General features: G+C 66.2%; 16 protein-coding genes. 3 read left to right on the top strand and 13 right to left on the bottom strand.

Going from position 1 to position 18,255, the window contains the following annotated elements; all coding sequences use genetic code 11:
• Positions 1 to 83: 83 nt before the first annotated feature.
• From FR728_RS05560 to FR728_RS05545, 4 genes are all read right to left on the bottom strand, one after another.
• Positions 84 to 788: a phosphatidylserine decarboxylase gene (locus tag FR728_RS05560; protein ID WP_149891607.1), complete on the bottom strand. Its 705-nt coding sequence runs from the start codon at positions 786 to 788 to the stop codon at positions 84 to 86.
• 183 nt (positions 789 to 971) lie between these two features.
• On the bottom strand, positions 972 to 2,840 hold the full coding sequence (locus tag FR728_RS05555) for an ABCB family ABC transporter ATP-binding protein/permease (protein WP_188318835.1): 1,869 nt from the start codon (positions 2,838 to 2,840) through the stop codon (positions 972 to 974).
• Positions 2,841 to 3,049: 209 nt separating this feature from the next.
• Positions 3,050 to 3,436 (bottom strand): ArsR/SmtB family transcription factor, encoded by a 387-nt coding sequence (locus tag FR728_RS05550; RefSeq protein ID WP_149891605.1) that lies wholly within the window; start codon positions 3,434 to 3,436, stop codon positions 3,050 to 3,052.
• Positions 3,437 to 3,688: 252 nt separating this feature from the next.
• The gene (locus FR728_RS05545) at positions 3,689 to 5,203 is read right to left on the bottom strand and encodes a LysM peptidoglycan-binding domain-containing protein (protein WP_208998666.1); all 1,515 of its coding nucleotides are present in this window, start codon (positions 5,201 to 5,203) and stop codon (positions 3,689 to 3,691) included.
• Between the two features lie 342 nt (positions 5,204 to 5,545).
• Here FR728_RS05545 and FR728_RS05540 point away from each other — a divergent pair, with 342 nt between their 5' ends.
• Positions 5,546 to 6,148, top strand: coding sequence for an LOG family protein (locus FR728_RS05540; protein WP_149891603.1), 603 nt, complete (start codon positions 5,546 to 5,548; stop codon positions 6,146 to 6,148).
• A 215-nt stretch (positions 6,149 to 6,363) separates the two neighbouring features.
• On the opposite strand, the gene rarD is transcribed toward FR728_RS05540, so the two are convergent.
• The 6 genes from rarD to cysS form a co-directional block, all read right to left on the bottom strand.
• Positions 6,364 to 7,308, bottom strand: a complete 945-nt coding sequence (gene rarD, locus FR728_RS05535) for an EamA family transporter RarD (protein WP_149891602.1) — start codon at positions 7,306 to 7,308, stop codon at positions 6,364 to 6,366.
• 55 nt (positions 7,309 to 7,363) lie between these two features.
• Positions 7,364 to 8,971 (bottom strand): citramalate synthase, encoded by a 1,608-nt coding sequence (gene cimA, locus FR728_RS05530; protein ID WP_149891601.1) that lies wholly within the window; start codon positions 8,969 to 8,971, stop codon positions 7,364 to 7,366.
• Between the two features lie 90 nt (positions 8,972 to 9,061).
• Positions 9,062 to 10,021, bottom strand: coding sequence for a prolyl aminopeptidase (gene pip / locus FR728_RS05525; RefSeq protein ID WP_149891600.1), 960 nt, complete (start codon positions 10,019 to 10,021; stop codon positions 9,062 to 9,064).
• Positions 10,018 to 10,503: a GFA family protein gene (locus FR728_RS05520; protein WP_149891599.1), complete on the bottom strand. Its 486-nt coding sequence runs from the start codon at positions 10,501 to 10,503 to the stop codon at positions 10,018 to 10,020. The genes pip and FR728_RS05520 overlap by 4 nt, the downstream gene beginning before the upstream one ends.
• Positions 10,496 to 10,903: an endonuclease domain-containing protein gene (locus FR728_RS05515; protein WP_188318834.1), complete on the bottom strand. Its 408-nt coding sequence runs from the start codon at positions 10,901 to 10,903 to the stop codon at positions 10,496 to 10,498. Before FR728_RS05515 ends, FR728_RS05520 begins: the two co-directional genes overlap by 8 nt.
• Positions 10,904 to 11,085: 182 nt before the next feature.
• Entirely contained in the window at positions 11,086 to 12,531 is a 1,446-nt protein-coding gene (gene cysS / locus FR728_RS05510) for a cysteine--tRNA ligase (RefSeq protein WP_149891597.1), read from the bottom strand.
• A gap of 368 nt (positions 12,532 to 12,899) precedes the next feature.
• Here cysS and FR728_RS05505 point away from each other — a divergent pair, with 368 nt between their 5' ends.
• Positions 12,900 to 13,085 (top strand): hypothetical protein, encoded by a 186-nt coding sequence (locus FR728_RS05505; protein WP_149891596.1) that lies wholly within the window; start codon positions 12,900 to 12,902, stop codon positions 13,083 to 13,085.
• Positions 13,086 to 13,124: 39 nt separating this feature from the next.
• On the opposite strand, the gene FR728_RS05500 is transcribed toward FR728_RS05505, so the two are convergent.
• Together FR728_RS05500 and FR728_RS05495 are read right to left on the bottom strand one after the other, a co-directional pair.
• Positions 13,125 to 13,649 (bottom strand): CreA family protein, encoded by a 525-nt coding sequence (locus tag FR728_RS05500; protein ID WP_149891595.1) that lies wholly within the window; start codon positions 13,647 to 13,649, stop codon positions 13,125 to 13,127.
• Between the two features lie 139 nt (positions 13,650 to 13,788).
• A complete protein-coding gene (locus tag FR728_RS05495; protein WP_149891594.1) occupies positions 13,789 to 14,931 on the bottom strand; it encodes an MBL fold metallo-hydrolase in 1,143 nt (380 codons plus the stop codon).
• A gap of 492 nt (positions 14,932 to 15,423) precedes the next feature.
• On the opposite strand from FR728_RS05495, the gene FR728_RS05490 reads away from it, so the two are divergent.
• Positions 15,424 to 16,821, top strand: a complete 1,398-nt coding sequence (locus FR728_RS05490; protein WP_188318801.1) for a DUF2865 domain-containing protein — start codon at positions 15,424 to 15,426, stop codon at positions 16,819 to 16,821.
• Here the strand turns inward: FR728_RS05490 and gltX are convergent.
• On the bottom strand, positions 16,784 to 18,145 hold the full coding sequence (gltX, locus tag FR728_RS05485; protein WP_149891592.1) for a glutamate--tRNA ligase: 1,362 nt from the start codon (positions 18,143 to 18,145) through the stop codon (positions 16,784 to 16,786). The genes FR728_RS05490 and gltX overlap by 38 nt on opposite strands.
• Positions 18,146 to 18,255 lie beyond the last annotated feature (110 nt).

The following is an 18,255-nucleotide window of genomic DNA, read 5'->3' as shown; positions in this document are numbered from 1 at the left end:
CCTGCGCCGTTTCCCGGTGGCCTGCCTGCGACGCGGCGGGGCCGGTCGGCGTCGTTTCCTGCGGATCGCTCACGGGGGTGTCCTCAGCTGATGCGGGTCACGGGACGCGGACGGGCATCCGGCTCGAGAAGATCGAAGAGAACGGTTTCGCCCGCGATCATGGTCTGGCCCACATGGACCTTGGCCACGTTGCCGGACGGCACATAGACATCAAGGCGCGAGCCGAAGCGGATCAGGCCGAAGCGTTCGCCCGTGCCCAGGCTCTCGCCCTCGCGCACGAAGCAGACGATGCGGCGCGCCACGAGGCCGGCGATCTGCACCACGCCGATGCGGGTGTCGCCATGCTCGATGACCAGACCGTTGCGCTCGTTGTCTTCGGAGGCCTTGTCCAGCTCGGCATTGAGGAACTTGCCGGCACGATAGGCGACCCGGATCACCCGGCCGCCCAGCGGCGCGCGGTTCACGTGGCAGTTGAAGACATTCATGAAGATGGAGACGCGCATCATCGGCGCGCTGCCCAGCTCCAGTTCCACCGGCGGGATCACCTCGCCCACGTGGGACACGGTGCCATCGGCGGGCGAGATCACCAGGCCATCGCCCACGGGCGTGACGCGTTGGGGATCGCGGAAGAAGTAGCAGACCCAGCCGGTGAAGATCAGGCCGATCCAGAAGAGCGGATCGACGAACCAGCCCACAACCACCGTGGCCACGACGGAAATCGCGATGAAGGGCCAGCCTTCGCGATGGATCGGCACGAAGGCCTTGGTGATGGAATCGACGAGCGACATGGGCGCGGGTCCTTGCGGGTTGGCCTCCGGAGCGGAGGGGCGAACGACAAAGCCGGCGGGCGCGCAGGCGCGTCCACCGGAAGAATTTGCATATCTAAGGGGTTCTAAAGGCTTTTCTTCACCAGTTGAACCGGAAAAGCGCAGGATCTCCCCAACTTGCGCGCAAGCGGGGAGATCGCCGGATCAGCCGGGAAGGTAGTCGGCCGAGGGGCCGCGCACCACGATGCCTTGCGCATCCGCCGCGCGGACGGCCCGCAGCCGTTCCTCCGCCTCGTCGGCCTCGCGCTGGCGGGCCCACATGGAGGCATAAAGACCGTTGGCTTCCAGAAGCTCCGAATGGGTGCCGCGCTCGGCGATGCGCCCGCCTTCCAGCACGATGATCTGGTGCGCATTGACCACGGTCGACAGGCGGTGGGCGATGACAAGGGTCGTACGGTTCTGGGAAACGTGGTCGAGGGCGGACTGGATTTCCCGCTCGGTGTGGGTGTCCAGTGCCGAGGTGGCCTCGTCGAGGATGAGCACCGGCGGCGCCTTGAGGATGGTACGGGCAATGGCCACCCGCTGCTTCTCGCCGCCCGACAGCTTGAGGCCGCGCTCACCAACTTCCGTCGCAAAGCCTTCCGGCAAGGTCTCGATAAAGTCGTGGATCTGGGCCATGCGGGCAGCTTCGCGGATTTCCGCATCGGTGGCGTTCACCCGGCCGTATCGGATGTTGTAGGCGATGCTCTCGTTGAAGAGCACCGTGTCCTGCGGCACCATGCCGATCGCCTCACGCAGGGAGGCCTGGGTCACATCGCGCACGTCCTGCCCGTCGATGGTCACCCGGCCGCCGGTCACGTCATAGAAGCGGAAAAGCAGACGCGAGATGGTGGACTTGCCCGCACCCGACGGGCCGACGATGGCAACCGTCTTGCCGGCCGGCACCTCGAAATCCACGCCCTTCAGGATCGGGCGGCTCTCGTCATAGTGGAAGGTCACGTTCTCGAAGCGGATGGCGGCGTCCTGCACCTGAAGGGCGGCCGCATCCGGCTTGTCGGTGATTTCCGCCGGCACGCGCAGCAGCGCGAACATTTCCTCGATATCGGCCAGACCCTGGCGGATTTCCCGGTAGATGAAGCCGATGAAATTGAGCGGAATGGCGATCTGCATCAGCAGCGCATTGATCAGCACGAAGTCGCCGATGGTCTGCTCGCCGCGCTGGACCGCCAGCGCCGACAGGATCATGCAGGCGGCCGTGCCTATGCCGAGGATGAAGGACTGGCCGAAGTTCAGCCAGGCGAGCGACGTCCAGACCCGGGTCGCGGCCCTCTCGTAGGTGGCCATGGAGGCATCGAAGCGCGCGGCTTCCATGCGCTCGTTGCCGAAATACTTCACGGTCTCGAAGTTGAGAAGGCTGTCGATGGCCTTGGAGTTGGCATCCGTGTCCGAGGCATTCATCTCGCGGCGGATGCCGATGCGCCAGTTGGACGCCTTGATGGTGTACCAGACGTAGGCCACGATCATGACGGCGACGATGGCCAGATATTCGAAGCCGAACTGCCACCAGATGACCCCGGCCATGATGGCGAATTCCAGGATTGTAGGAATGCCATTCAGGATGGTGAAGCGGACGATCGCCTCGATGCCCTTCACCCCGCGCTCGATGACCCGCGACAGGCCGCCGGTGCGGCGCTGCAGGTGGAAGCGCAGCGAGAGTTCATGCAGGTGGCGGAAGGTGATCTGGGCGAGCTGGCGCACCGCATGCTGCCCGACCTGGGCAAAGAGCGCATCGCGCAGCTGGTTGAAGGCCACCGCCAGCACGCGGGCCGCGTTATAGGCCAGAACCAGCGCCATGGGCGCCACCAGCCAGGCGGGCAGATACCCCGCCTCGCCGGTCAGCGCGTCGGAGGCCCAGGCGAAGAAATAGGGCGAAAGCACCGTCACCACCTTGGCGACGACAAGCACCAGAAGCGCCCAGACCACCCGCGCCTTCAGATCGGGTCGGTCGGACGGCCAGATATAGGGACGCAGGTTGATCAGGGTGGTGAGGGTCGAACCCTCATCGGCCGAAATGCGACCCGTGGTCTTGCCGCTGGCAGCCCCCTTTGGGGCGGCAGACGGGGCTCCGGATTGGTCGGTGCTGGCAGGTTGAGCCAAGGGGATACTCCTCGCGGCCCGGCTGGCGGGCCTTCATGTGGTGCGGCGGCGGGGCCTTCAGGCCCTTCTGTGACGGCCCTTCGCGCGTCGCACGACGAAGGGCCCTGGCGATCGGGTCGGGCGGGTCAGCCCTGAAGAGCGGGATCTGCGGACGGGGTCAGCACATCGAAGAAGGACCGGGCAAGGCCATCGGCGAGGCGCAGACCGTCCGGATCCACCGAGTAGTGGCAGCAGCGCCCCTTGATGACACAGGTCACAAGACCGGCCTCCTTGAGGGCCTGAAGATGCTGGGACACGGTCGACTGGGCAAATGGCGAGGCCTTGACCACATCGCCGCAGCAGCTGGCGGGATGGTCGGCAAGCTGGCGCAGGATCGCGAGACGTGCCGGATGGGCCAGCGCCCGGAAGACGGCGGCAAGCCGCTCGTCCGCGTCCTCGAACCGGCCGGAGCTGCCCTTCGCCGGTCCGCAGCAGGCTTCAGGCGCGGCGCATGAGCCTGAACCGCTCTCCATCACGAGAACTTTGGCGGGAAGGTCCGAAGGGGCTGACATCGCACCTCGACTGCGGGGCTGGAACGGGGGCCGGCATGAGCCGGGGACGGATCTCGAAGCGCAACCGGCACACAGTTCGGCGGCGGCCTCTTTCATCGTAAATATGCGATGGATCTAGCTTTTCAAGTACGAAATTGAAAACCGCGCCAAACCAGAGGCTTGGCGCGGTTTCCTGAGGATCTGATTCCGGCCCTTGCGGACCGATGAGCCCGGTCAGTTCGCCGGTGCTGCATCCGGCTGCGGCCAGGCGTTGTCGCCTTCCGGGGTCAGGAACACCTGGCCCGGATAGATCAGGTCCGGATTGCGGATCTGGCCCTTGTTGGCCTGGTAGATGGTCGTGTAGCGGAAGCCGTCGCCGTAGAGCCGGCGGGCGATGTTCCAGAGATTGTCGCCCTTGCGGATGATCACATTGGGCAGCACCTGCTCGACCGACGCTTCGGTGGAAGCCTCACCGGCGGCGGCCTCACCCTCGCTGGCAACCTTGGTGAGGATGATGGCTTCCTCGGCCTTCTCGAAGGTCACGGCCGCGCGGGAGACCACGGCACCGGTCTTGGGGTCGATCATGTCGGCCCGGACCTCGACGGCTCCGGCGGCCAGATCCATGGCGCCCTGAACGAGCCAGCGCTCGCTGGTCTCCAGACGGGCCTCACCCAGCAGGGCGTCGCCCACATAGACCTGAACCCGGAGGGACAGCGCGCCGGTGCCAGCCACATAGACCGTGCCCTGCTCCGCTTCCACCGCCTCGACGGTGAGGGTCAGATCGGAGGCCGGCGGGGTGGCCGTTTCCGCCGGAGCCTGATCCGCGACAGGCGCGGCCGGGGCAGCGGTCTCCGTTGCGGCCGGAGCCGGCTCTGCGGCGGGAGCCTCGGTTGCGGGAGCCTCGGCCGCAGGGGCCGCGCTGGCGGGCGCTTCGGTCGCCGCCGGGGTGTCGGTTTTCGGGGTGTCGGCTGCCGGGGCTTCAGCAGCGGGCGCCTCGGAGACTGCGGGTGCGGCGGGCGCTTCAGTCGCGGCCGGGGCAGGATCGGCAGCAGCCACCTGGGTCGCGGCCGGGTCGGCAGCCGGGGTTTCGGGGGCCGGGGTTTCGGGGGCTGCAGGCGCTTCAGACGCTGCCGGAGCCGCATCGGCGACCTCGGCGGCCTCATCCTCGGGCAGCTGCAGCACGGTGGAGGGCGCATCCGGATCGCTCAGCACCACCAGCGGGCGGCTCTTGCCACCTTGCGGAATCGACACGGCGAGACGCTGTTTCGACGGGGTTGCAACCCCACCGTCGGCCGATCGGGTGGACAGGGAGAGATCGAAATCGCCAGCCCCGAGCGGGGTGTCGAGAATGATGGTCCACTCCCCGTCCTTGTTGGCCTGACCGGTGCCGACAACCTTGCCGTTGGCCAGAAGCTCGACGATCGTGTCCGGCTTGGCGCGGCCTGCGAGAACCGCATCGCCGGTCGGCTCGACGCCGACCGCATCGAAGGTCGGAGCCTCGTCTTCGGTCGCGGAAGCTGTGTCGGTGCTGGCCGGGGGTTCGGCCTGAGCGGCGGGTGCCGGTTCAGGTGCGGCAGCCGGGGCCTCTGCGGGGGCGGCTGCGGTCTCAGCCGGCGGCGTCGCCTCGGGGCCAGACCCGGCAACGCCGGTTCCCTCGTCCGTGGAGCGGAAGTAATAGCCGGTTCCAAGTGCTGCCAGCCCGACAAGGATGGCAATGAGGATGGTCCGGATCAATGTGGTTCTTGTCATGTTCATTCCCATCGGAATGACCGGTTTCCCACCTCCAACGCACTCCCCAGCTTTCTGGTGGACCGCGCCTGCGGGTTCCCTCCGGTCGCCCCTTGTCCCCTTGCAGGAGGCTCCGGTCCGCCTTGCGGTCCCGGTGCCTGTCCTGGCCCCAGTCTTCGGGCAAGGCGCAGCGCACACGCATTCAGGGTGCGCTGCAACCTGTCACCCCTAACAGCATGGATATACACATTTTTACAGGTCAGCAAGAAAACCGCCCGGTGCTCTTTGACAAGGGTAAATTTCTTCGCCCCTATAAGCCGCGAATGCTTGACCTCTTCACTCCGGGAATGCGACATCATCAGTATGACACATCTTCAAAGCATCTGCGTGTATTGCGGCTCCAGTTTCGGCACCGATCCGGCCTATGAAGCGGCAGCAACCCGGCTCGGACAGGTCATTGCCGGCGCCGGATTGCGCCTCGTCTATGGCGGCGGCAATGTCGGCCTGATGGGCACGGTGGCCCGCGCAGCCCTCGCCGAGGGCGGCAAGGTCACTGGAATCATTCCGACTTTCCTCGAACGCCGCGAGGAAATGCTCGACAGTCTGGACGAGCTGGTGGTCACCCAGACCATGCATGAGCGCAAGCACCTGATGTTCGAGAAGTCGGATGCCTTCGTCGCCCTGCCCGGCGGCATCGGCACCCTGGAGGAAGTGGTCGAGATGATGACCTGGGCCCAGCTTGGCCGCCACGCCAAGCCGGTGTGCCTGGCCGACGTCAACGGCTTCTGGTCCCCGCTCCTCGACCTGCTCGACCACATGCGCGCCCAGGGCTTCATCCGCGAGAGCACGGAAGTGCCCTATGTGGTGGCAAAGCGAATCGACGACGTGATCCCGCTGCTGACCGGCGCCTGCCAGGATGCGGGCGATGATCCGCGCAGCACGGGCCTGAGCCTCGACCAGCTCTGAGGCGCCCAACGGCGCCTTCTGGGGATGGGCGTTCCCTGCTCTTCCATGCCTGAAAATGCAAAAGGCCTCCTCTGTCGCCAGAGGAGGCCTTTTTCGTTCGTGCTGTCGTGGTTGCTGGGGCGAAACACCTCCACCGTCATTCTCGGCCTTGTGCCGAGAATGACGGTGGAGAGTGAGAGCCGGCGCTTCGGCCGTGGCCGGAGGGTTGTCCCGGATCAGACCGTCGGCGTCGGGGTGTGGCGCTGGCGGTGCCAGCGGGCAATGGAGTCGTAGCTGAAGATGGCGAGCGCCACCCAGATAATCGCGAAGGTGGTGAGCGTGCCCATGTGCAGCGGCTCGCCCCAGACGAAGACCGCCTGCAGGAAATGCATGGAGGGGGCGATGTACTGGAGCAGACCGATCATGACCAGCGGCAGGCGGCGGGCGCCCGCAGAGAAGAGGATCAGCGGCACGGCGGTCAGCGCCCCGGACGAGATCAGGGCCGTCACCACCACCGGGTTCCCCGTCGGCATGATGTCCGCACCCCAGGACCAGTTGAGGGCGAGATAGCCCAGCACGAAGGGCAGAAGCAGCAGGGTCTCGATCAGCAGACCCGGCGTTGCCCGCACCGGCGTGATCTTACGCACATAGCCATAGCCGGCGAAGGTCGCGGCGAGGAACAGGGAGACCCAGGGCAGTCCGCCGACGAGCAGCGCCTGCATGAGCACGCCCCCGGTGGCGAGCGCCACCGCGACCCCCTGCAGGCGGGAGAGACGCTCGCGCAGAACGACCAGCGCCAGCGCCACGCTGACCAGCGGATTGATGAAATATCCGAGCGAGACGTCGAGCACCATCTTCTGCTCCACCGCCCAGACGAAGACCAGCCAGTTGGCGACGATCAGCACGGTGGAGATGCAGAGATTGCGGACCAGCCTGGGCTGGCGGAGGATTTCCGTCACCTCGCCGAAGCGGCGGAAGATGACGAGGAACAGGGTCACGAAGATGACCGACCAGACGATGCGGTGGGCGACCACGAAGTCGGCGCGCACGCCCTCGAACAGCTTGAAGAAGGCCGGAAGCACGCCCCACATCAGATAGGCACTGAGGGCGCAGATGAACCCGGTGCGGGCCTCGGCGGCCTCGCCCGTGGTGGGTACCGGCTGGTTGGACTGGGCTGTCATTCGGGCGCGAACCTTCAAAATGGGAAGCGGCTGACGGGGACCCGCCCGCACCCGGTCAGGTGCGCGGGGCCTTCATCAGCGCATAGTTGATGCTGTCCACCAGGGCCTGGAAGGAGGCATCGACGATGTTCGAGGAGACGCCGATGGTGAACCAGCGGCGGTGGGTGGACTTGTCGTGACTTTCGATCAGAACCCGGGTGACGGCCTCGGTGCCGCCATTCAGGATCCTCACCTTGTAGTCCACCAGCTCCAGCCCTTCAATGGCGGCCTGATACTTGCCGAGATCCTTGCGCATGGCCTTGTCCAGCGCGTTGACCGGGCCGTTGCCTTCCGCCACCGACATGCGGCTCTCGCCGTCGATGTCGAGCTTGACCACCGCTTCGGACATGGTGGTCAGCTCGCCCATGGCGTTGAAACGGCGCTCCACCATGACGCGGAAGCTCTTCACCTCGAAGAAGCTCGGCACCTCGCCGAGGATCCGGCGGGCCAGCAGCTCGAAGGAGGCATCCGCCGCCTCATAGGCATAGCCCTCCGCCTCGCGCTGCTTGACCTCCCCCAGCAGCCGGTCGAGCCGGGTGTCGGTCTTCGAGACCTCGATGCCGAGGCGCTCCAGCTCGCCGATCAGATTGCTCTTGCCCGCCTGATCAGAGACCAGAACCCGGCGCCGGTTGCCGACGCTTTCCGGGGTCACGTGCTCGTAGGTCGAGGGATCCTTCAGGATGGCCGAGGCATGGATGCCCGCCTTGGTGGCAAAGGCAGTCTCGCCCACGTAAGGGGCATGACGGTCGGGCGAGCGGTTGATGATCTCGTCGAAGGCATGGGAGATCGACGTGATCTCCGCCAGCTTCTGCCGGCTGACGCCGATCTCGAACCGGTCGGCATAGGCGGCCTTCAGCAGCAGAGTCGGGATCAGCGTGATCATGTTGGCATTGCCGCAGCGCTCGCCGATGCCGTTCAGCGTGCCCTGGATCTGACGCACCCCCGCATCCACGGCGGCCAGCGAATTGGCCACCGCATGGCCGGTGTCATCATGGGTGTGGATGCCCAGATGGGTGCCGGGCACCACCTTCACCACCTCGCCGACGATGCGGCGGATGTCATCGGGCAGCATGCCGCCATTGGTGTCGCACAGCACGATCCAGCGGGCACCGGCCTCATAGGCGGTGCGGGCACAGGCCAGCGCATACTCCGGATTGGCGCGGTAGCCGTCGAAGAAATGCTCGCAGTCGATCATGGCCTCGCGGCCCATGGCGACCGCTGCCTTCACCGTTTCGGCAATGCCTTCCAGGTTTTCCTCGTTGGTGCAGCCGAGCGCCACCTTCACGTGATAGTCCCAGGCCTTGGCCACAAAACAGAAGGCATCCGTGTCGGCGGCGAGCACCTGCTGCAGGCCGGGGTCATTGGCGGCCGACCGCCCTGCCCGCTTGGTCATGCCGAAGGCGGTGAATTTCGCCGAGCGGGTGCGCTTTTCTTCAAAGAACTCGCTGTCGGTCGGATTGGCGCCCGGATAGCCGCCTTCCACATAGTCGACGCCGAGCCGGTCGAGGAGTTCGGCCACCACGATCTTCTCATTGACGGAAAAGTCGATGCCGGAGGTCTGCGCCCCATCCCGAAGGGTGGTGTCGAACAGATAGAGCCGTTCCTTGCCTGCGTCACTCGTCATGGTCGTCGTGTCCCCGTGTCCCTCATGCCGCCGCTTCTGGCGGTCTTTCTCTCTCGTCACGTATTGTCGTGTCGCGTCGTGCCGCGCCGTTCAGGCCGGCTTGCCGGCGAAGTGATCCGTCGCCCGGATCAGCGCATCCAGAATGCCCGGCTCGTCGAAGGCGTGGCCCGCCCCCTCGATCACCTTGTACTCGGCGCGCGGCCAGCCCCGGGACAGTTGCCATGCGGTTGCCAGCGGACAGGGCATGTCGTAGCGGCCGTGGATGATCACGCCGGGAATGTCCTTGAGCTTGTGGGCGTCGCGCAGGAGCTGCCCCTCTTCCAGCCAGCCGCCGTGCATGAAGAAGTGGTTCTCGATGCGGGCGAAGGCATAGGCAAACTCCTCCTCGGCGAAATGGGCGGAGTTGTAGGCGTGGGGCAGAAGGGTGATCGTCTCCCCTTCCCACAGGCTCCAGGAGCGGGCGGCGCGGTAGCGTTCGGCCATGTCGTCGCCGGTGAGCCGGCGGTGATAGGCGGCCATCAGATCGCCGCGCTCGGCCTCCGGGATCGGGGCCAGGAAGGCCTCCCACTTCTCCGGGAACATTTCCGAGACCCCGAACTGGTAGTACCAGTCCAGCTCGCGCTTCGTCAGCGTGTAGATGCCGCGCACGATCAGCTCGCTCACCCGCTCGGGATGGGTCTGCGCATAGGCCAGCGCCAGGGTCGAGCCCCAGGAGCCGCCGAAGACCTGCCAGCGGTCAACGCCGACCATCTCGCGCAGACGTTCGATGTCGGCGACCAGGTGCCAGGTGGTGTTGGCCTCCAGCTCGGCAAAGGGGCGCGAGCGGCCGCAGCCGCGCTGGTCAAAGAGAAGCACGTCATAGGCCTGCGGGTCGAAGAGCTGGCGATGGAGCGGCGAGAAGCCGCCGCCGGGGCCGCCATGCAGGAAGACGGCCGGCCTGGCGCCCTTCGTGCCGGAGCGCTCCCAGTAGATCTCGTGTCCGTCGCCCACATCCAGCCAGCCGCTGTCATAGGGTTCGATCTCGGGGTAGAAGCCGCGCAAGTTACTCATTCCGCTTTGTCTTTCGGGGTCGGCCAATGGAGCGTGTCATGGTCGGGGTGCTGGTAGGACAGCACACGATTGAGAAAGGCATTCGCCTTGGCCTGCTGATCCGGGTCGCGGCCGGGGCGTTGCAGCACCCGCTCGCACCAGGGCACGGCCTGCTCGCGCGCCAGCTGGATGACAGGCTCGGCGGCGGATGGATCATCCAGGGTGAGGATGGCCACATCGGTGGCGCCGCCGTCCTGTTCGTAGGTCAGCGGGGTACCGCAGGTGGCGCAAAAACCCCGGCGAACCAGATTGGACGAGCGGAAATGGGCCGGCGCGCCCCGGGTCCACGTCAGGGTTTCAGCGGTAACGAGCGCCGCATAGGGGGCGGCGAAGGCCTTCTGGCACATGCGGCAATGGCAGATCCCCGCCCCGCGCAGGCCGGAGACCGCATAGCGCACCGCCCCGCACTGACAGCCACCGGTGTGGCTCGGCTTCTTATCCATTCGGGTTCTCCCTTCCACAGGCCGACAAGATGGTGCGGCAGACAGTGTCGATCTCGCCAAGAACCTCGGCATTCCAGAAACGGCAAACGCGCCAGCCCATGGCCGCGAGGCGCTGATCCCGTGCCTGATCTGCTTGCAGGCCCAGGGCGTCGCCATGCTGGGATCCGTCCAGTTCGATGATCAGCCGGTGTTCCGCACAGGCGAAATCCACGATGAACCCGGCGAGCGGAAGCTGGCGGCGGAAGGAAAGGCCGTTGAGGCGATGGGCCCTGAGACGCGACCACAGCAGACGCTCTGCATCGGTCATCCCGGAACGCAGGCGTCTGGCATTCCTGCGCTGTCCATCGGGGAAAGGATGATGTGGCACGGCAGATCCCCCCTCTGTCTTCTGCGAAGACATCTCCCCCTCAAGGGGGGAGAGCGGAGTATGCCGAGCAGTCTTGCCCGTCACAACCGATGACATTCCTTCGAGCATGATGCCCGCGAGAGGCGCGAGGCGACGCAGCGCATTCCCCTCTCCCCCCTTGAGGGGGAGATGTCGGGGAACCCGACAGAGGGGGGAAGGACGCGCGCCACCAAGCATCAGCGCTTCACGTCCCAGGTCGTGACTCGCTGGCCGGTTGTGGAGTCCTTTGAATCCTTTAGGACAATTCCCTGAGACGCCAGGTCATCGCGGATGGCATCGGCACCCGCCCAGTCCTTGGCCTCCAGGCAGGCGAGACGGGAGGCGATCTTCGCTTCAATGGCGGCGGTGTCGAGACCGGTCATGTCGACCTTCACCGGAGCGAGCCCCATGAGCGCGGCAGAGGCGGAATAGACCGCGAGCTGTGCGGGACCCTTCGCCGCATCGGCTGCCAGTTTCTGCAGGGCCTGAATGGCCGCCACCGTGTTCAGGTCGTCGTTCAGCGCGGCCAGAACCGCATCCGCCGGGGCCGCATCTGTGGGAACCAGCTCGGGCCACTTCTTCAGGATGCCTTCGGCCTCGTCCAGACGCTTGACCGAGAAGTCGATGGGCTCGCGGTAGTGGGTCATGAGCATGGCGAGGCGCAGGACTTCTCCCGGCCAGCTGCGGCCGCCGAACTTGTCCGTCGCCAGCAGCTCATGAATGGTGACGAAGTTGCCCTCGGACTTGGACATCTTGCGCCCTTCCACCTGCACGAACCCGTTGTGCAGCCAGACATTTGCCATCTTCGAGGTGCCATGGGCGCAGCAGGACTGGGCGATCTCGTTCTCGTGGTGGGGGAAGATGAGATCCAGCCCGCCGCCGTGAATGTCGAAGGTCTCGCCCAGATGCTTGGCGCTCATGACCGAGCATTCGATGTGCCAGCCCGGACGGCCACGACCCCAGGGGCTGTCCCAGCCCGGCTCTTCCGGCGAGGAGAGCTTCCACAGGACGAAATCGCCCGGGTTCTTCTTGTGGGCATCCACGGCGATGCGGGCGCCGGCCTTCTGGTCTTCCAGATTGCGCTTCGAGAGCCCGCCATAGTTGGGCATGGAGGCCGTATCGAAGAGCACCTCGCCGCCGTCTGCCGTCGCGGCAACATAGGCATGGCCCTTTTCGATGAGAACCTGAATCATCTCCACCATGCCCTCGATATGGGCGGTGGCGCGGGGCTCCACATCGGGGGCCTGGCACCCGAGCGCCTTCACATCCGCATGGAACTGGTCGGCGGTCTTGCCGGTCACCTTCGCAATGGCATCATTGAGCGGCAGATCGGGATAGTCGCGCAGGGCGCGGGCGTTGATCTTGTCGTCCACGTCGGTGATGTTGCGCACATAGGTCACATGCTCGGCGCCATAGAGATGGCGCAGCAGACGCGCCAGCACATCGAAGACGATGACCGGACGGGCATTGCCGATATGGGCGAAGTCATAGACGGTCGGGCCGCAGACATACATGCGCACGTTGTCGTCGAAAATCGGAACGAAGTCCTCCTTCTGACGGGTCAGCGTGTTGGTCAGGCGAAGGCCTCTGAAGGTTCCAGAGGTCTGCGGTCCCGGCACATGGTGGCCATGAGGGGCAGTCATGTCGCTCGTCTCTCCCGGCGCGCAGCAGCACTTCACCACCGGCTGGCCGGGCGGTCCATCTCAGGAGACATTTTGCCAAGAGGGAACGGCCACAGCCAGCGATGTCGCTAGCTGCAAATAATCTTGATCGCAATGATGGTGCGTGTGGCCGTCATCATGGGCTCTTAATGAGCCCTTTGCGGAGTGCGGTCAAGCCCGACCCGCGTCCCGCCCGGTACGCTCGACACAAAAAAGGCGCGGGCGTGGCGTTTACGAAGCTGAACGGTGACTGAACGGGCCTCTCAGACCCGGTTCAAGGGCGAGCCGCTAGAACGGGATCAGTTTCGGGGCGCGGTGGCCCCTCCTGTTCCAGCGTATCGAGGTCCGTCATGCTCAACCGTCTCTTCGCCCTTGCCATCCTGACCAGCCTGCTCGCCATGCCGTTCCTGATCCTGGTGGCCCAGAAGATGGACGGCCCGGCAACCTCGGTGATGGGCCTGCGGACCTACGAGCGCTGCGTGACGAATTCCCCCGTCTGCGAGATCGCCCAGAGCATCCTGCGGGTGGCCGCCTGACGCTCCGGGCGGGCGTGACCTTGCCGCGAGGGCTGATGATCAGTCGTCGAGATAGTCGCCGCAATTGGGCGGCATCTGGTCGCCCCAGGGCATGATGGCAACCGTCGAGGTGGAGTTCTTCGGGCTGCCCTCGATCAGCTTGTCGGAATAGCTCAGATAGACGAGCACGTTGCGCTTGGCATCGCAGCCGCGCACGATCTGCATCTTCTTGAAGAAGAGGGACCGGCGCTCCCGGTACATTTCCTCGCCCTGCTCGAACTTCTTCTTGAAGGACACCGGCCCCACCTGACGGCAGGCGAGCGACACGTCGGAGACTTCCTCCGCCACGCCGAGCCAGCCGGTGATGCCACCCTTTTCCGGAACGGTGAAGTGACAGGAGACGCCTTCGACGATCGGATCATCGATGGCATAGGTCGCCAGCTTGTGGTCCGGCGACATGAATTTCCAGACCGTCGACTTCTTGAAGATCAGATCGGGATCATCCGCCGCCTGGGCGAGCCCCGCCACGGCGGTCAGGCCAAGGGCGACAAGGCTGGTGAAAAGGGATTTCCGGGAAAGACGCATGGCAACCTCGCGTGTGGTCTTGCGGGCAAACGCCCGCCCTGCCGTTCGGGTTGCATGTAGGCACTGACATCGCGCGATGCCAGTGCCTTTTGTCCAGGCCTCACGAAGAGGCCGTTGGTGGGAGACGTTGCCCCTGCCCTCAGTCGCGGGTTTCACCCTCGTCCTTCATTCCGGCATCGGTCTCGATGGCGTCAGTCTCGGCGGGTTCGGTTTCGGCGGCTTCCGTCTCGGCGGCTTCTTCGGGAGTATCGTCCGCGATCTCGTCACTCTGCGCAGACTTCGCAGGCTTGGCGGCAGGCGCGTCGGCGGCCCCCAGCGCGCGGCCGAGTGCGGCCTCCCGCTCCGTGGTCCAGACCGGGGGCATGTCCACACCCTTGGCCTCGTCATAGGTCCGCGCGACGTTGAAGCGCAGCATGGCCGCATGGGCGGCAAGCTTCTTCAGATCCGCCGGCATGGCCTCGTCCACCGCGGCCAGAACCTCGGCGAGGGACGCGCCGGATTCCACCGCTTCAAAGCCCGCGGTCTTCAGCACCGAGAGATAGCGGCTGGTCTGATCGAGGGCCCGGGCCACGGCGTTCGGGCCGATGGCGCACGTGCCGCGCGAGGGCATGATCGCATTGGGGCGGAAGGCCGCCATGCGGGTGAGCACGCGCGGCCAGTCGCCGATGTGGCCGTCACCGCAATAGGGCGCGATGGAGGTCGCCACCAGCCCGCCGGTGAACATGACCCGCTCGTCCTCCACCCAGACCACCGTGTCGCCAAGGGTGTGGCCACGCCCCAGATGCATGAGCCGCACTTCGCGGTCGCCCAGATCGAGGGTCATGGAGGAGGCGAAATTGATGGTGGAGCGCACCCGGCGCGAGGCGGAACCCGCAAGGCCGGAGGAATCACGGGCGAGCGCCAGAAGCCGGTTGTCGGGCCCGTGGTCGGCCAGCATGCGGCGGGTCAGGTCGGAGACGACGATGTCGGCGCCGTCAAAACCCGTAACGCCGAGGGTCTGGCGCGCGTGGAAATGGGTCAGCGCTACATAGCGCACGGGCTTGCCGAAGCGACCGGAAATAGCCTCTTCCACCGCCGTGGCGATGGAGGGATGGGCACCTGCATCGACCACCAGAACGCTCTTGCGTCCGACGACGACGCCAATGTTGGCATCGGGCACCAGATCGGAGCCGGACTTGTCCTTGACGGCGGCACCGGTCAGCCGGGCGGCATAACAATCCCGGCCCAGATCCTCGAAGAAGATGGTGCGGGCGCCCCCGGCAGTCGCTGTCTGGTTGCTCATGTATCTCGCTTCTCACCTGTTGGACCGGAGGATCGAACCCCGCGCAGGGCTCTTGGCCCAAACCACGGCACATCCGGTCGGCGGGCCGTTCGACGGCCTCTCGTTGATCCGTGTCACGCCTGCGTGCGCCCGGGACGGGCATGGGCCCGATCACGGCCTGCTGGTGCCGCAGGCGCGCACCCTTGCCGTCTTCCCATCCGATTCGCGCGACGCAGGGCGAATTCCGTTTGTCTCTCAGGGCGCTTTTCAACAGAAGGATGACGGCAGGAGCAAGGCTAGCCGAGCAGATTGATGGTGACAAGCAAGCCGCCCGCCGGGGCACCCCTGCCCGCCCTTCCCCGCTTCCGCGCCAGTTTGCCGTCGGGGGACCTGCGGTTCCGCATTGTCTTTGCGCAAGGGAAGGGCAACAATGGGAGGATTACGAGGGGCAGCCCCCACCGCTCCCCTACTTCCTGCCGGCCCCGCGCCGAAATCACCCGCAGACGAGGCTTCATGGACGACGTGGCGCGCAGAGGATCTGAAGGGCGCTCCAGGCAGGCAGCCTCCTGTCTGACCGGCGTCATGCTGCTCTCGATCCTTGCCTTGATGCCTGCTGCCGAAGCCGCGGGGTCCTGTGACGACCTGCGGCAGCAGCTCGCGCGTCTGGAACGCAGCGGCGGCCCGGATGGGCAGGCCAAGTGGCAGGCAGAGCATGACCGGCAGGCCGAGGCGCTGACCGCCGCCGAGCGGGATGCCCATCACCTGAACTGCGGCGGCGGGCAAGCTGATGCGCGCTGCGGCCCCCTCACCCAGAAGATGGAGCGGATGCGCCGCAACCGGCGGGCCATCGACAGGCAGCTTGCCAAGGCCGCCGGAACGGGCAAGGCCAAGTCCATCGCCCGGCTTCAGACGCGCCTGCAGGCGGCCGGATGTGGCGGCAAGACGACTACAGAAGCCTCCAGCGCCCGCAATTCGCGTCCGGGCGGATTGCTCGGCGTCCTGCTGGGCAGTCGCGCAAGGGTCGGCGACGGGCTGGAAGAGACCGCCGGCGGCGCGACGTCGGCACCGGTGAGCCGCTCCACCGGGCAATCGTCCCGGGCCGGGATGGTCGGCAGCGGGGCAGGCCAGACGCCGGGCGGTGCGCGCTTCTCTGCGTCTGCGACCTATCGCACCCTCTGCGTGCGGCAATGCGACGGCTATTTCTTCCCCTTGAGCTACAAGACCACGCGCCGGCAGTTCTCGCAGGATGCCTTCCGCTGCAGCGAGGTCTGCCCGGGTGCGGAGACGGAGCTTTTCGTCCATCGCAATCCGGGTGGGGCGGCGGAGGACATGGTGTCCCTCTCCGGCCAGCCCTATGACGGGCTCACCAATGCCTGGCGCTATCGCAGCGAACGGGTGGAGAACTGTTCCTGCCGCCCCCTCGCCTCCCGGACGGGAGCGAACGAGCTGCGACTGGGATCAGCGGGCGCCACCGGCGCCCTGCGGGTGCTGCAGGCCTCACCGGGCCATGTGCGGGCGGTGATCGGCGGTGTGGGTGACGAGAACGGCGACGTCACCGGCTCCAGCGTTTTCGGGCGGCCGGAGCGTCCCGACGCGGTCGGGCTCGAGGTGTTTGTCGCCGCGCCGCTGCCCGGCGATGAGCTCTCGCCGGATCTGGACCCGGCAAGCCGGCTCGACCTGCTTCTCGGCTTCGACAGCGAAGCGGCCTTGCTGCAGGATCCCGCACAGACCGCCACGCGGACTGTAGCAGGAGCGCAAGGCGCAGATCAGAGAATGCCCGTGGGCGAGCCAGGCCTGACGCCTGACGCTGCACCGCAGCCGGTCTTCACGATCGCGGACGAGCCGGTGGCCCGGCCCGATCCGGACCGGCCGGTCAGGGTAGTCGGTCCAGAATATTTTGTTGCCCGATGAAGGGCAGCAGGGCGCCCATGTCGGGTCCGTGATCGAGGCCCGTCAGGGCGCGGCGCAGCGGCATGAAGAGCCCCCTGCCCTTGCGGCCTGTCTCGGCCTTCAGTGCGTCGGTCCAGGTCTTCCAGGTGGAGGCATCGACCGGCCCGTCTGGCAGCAGGCGACGGGCGGCGACCAGGAAGTCGCGGTCCTCCGGGTCGACCTCAGCCTCGACCGTGCCCTTGACGATCTGCCAGTAGAGATGGGCATCGGACACGCGCTCGCAGTTTTCGCGCACGGTCAGCCAGAAGTCTTCCTCCGCCTGGATCCCCAGATCGCAAAGGCGGCTGCTGACCACCGAGAAGGGCATGGCGTGCACAAGGCGGGCATTGAGCCCCACCAGCTCGTGCGGGTCGAACTTGGCCGAGGAACGCGAGACGCCGGCGAGGTCGAACCGGTCGCCCAGCTCGTCCATGGTCGCGACCGCCTCGACCGCATGGCTGGTGCCCGTGAGGACGGCCAGCGAGGCCACCGCCATGGGCTCCAGACCATCCTCGCGCAGGGACCCGATGGACAGGGCGCCCTTGCGCTTCGACAGCCCCTCGCCATCGGCGGTGGTCAGAAGATTGTGGTGACCGAAGACCGGCGGCTCTGCCCCGAGGGCGCGGAAGATCGCCAGCTGCACGGCCGTATTGGCCACGTGATCCTCACCCCGGATGATGTGGGTGATGCCCATGTCGATATCATCGACGATGGAGGTCAGGGTGTAGAGATAGGCACCGTTCTCGCGCACCAGCACCGGATCGGACATGGAGCCGAGGTCGATGGTCTGGGGACCGCGGCACAGGTCCTCCCAGCTTTCGTCGGTCCGGCGGATCTGTTCCGGGTCCTGATCAAAGTTCGGCAGAAGGAAACGCCAGTGCGGCTTGCGGCCTTCCGCCTCGAAGAGCGCCTTCTGCTCGTCGGAAAGACGCAGCGCTGCGCGGTCATAGACCGGCGGGCGCCCAAGGGCACGGGCGCGTGACCGCCGGCGGTCCAGCTCATCCGCCGTCTCGTAGCAGGGGTAGAGCAGGCCCGCATCCTTCAGGCGCTGGACGGCCGCGTCATAGATCTCGAGGCGCTCGGACTGGCGCTCCATGCGGTCGGGGACCAGCCCCAACCAGGCGAGATCCCGCTCGATCGCATCCGCATACTCCCGGCGGGAGCGTTCCAGATCCGTGTCATCGAAGCGCAGGATGAAGCGCCCGCCGTGCTTTTTCGCAAACAGCCAGTTGAACAGCGCGGTGCGGCTGTTGCCAATATGGATGAGCCCGGTGGGCGAAGGAGCGAAACGGACGGTTACAGTCATGGCCTTTGGGTAACTCTCTCCACCTGAGGTCGCAACATCTTTCCCCGCGGAAAGACGACCTTACGGTATTCTTGGCTATTATTTGTGCAGATACAGTGACATGCGACCGT

Source organism: Roseibium aestuarii (genome assembly GCF_008477545.1).
GTDB lineage: Bacteria > Pseudomonadota > Alphaproteobacteria > Rhizobiales > Stappiaceae > Roseibium > Roseibium aestuarii.
Note: the sequence above shows the minus strand (reverse complement) of the source record. Positions and strands in the feature narration are given on the sequence as shown.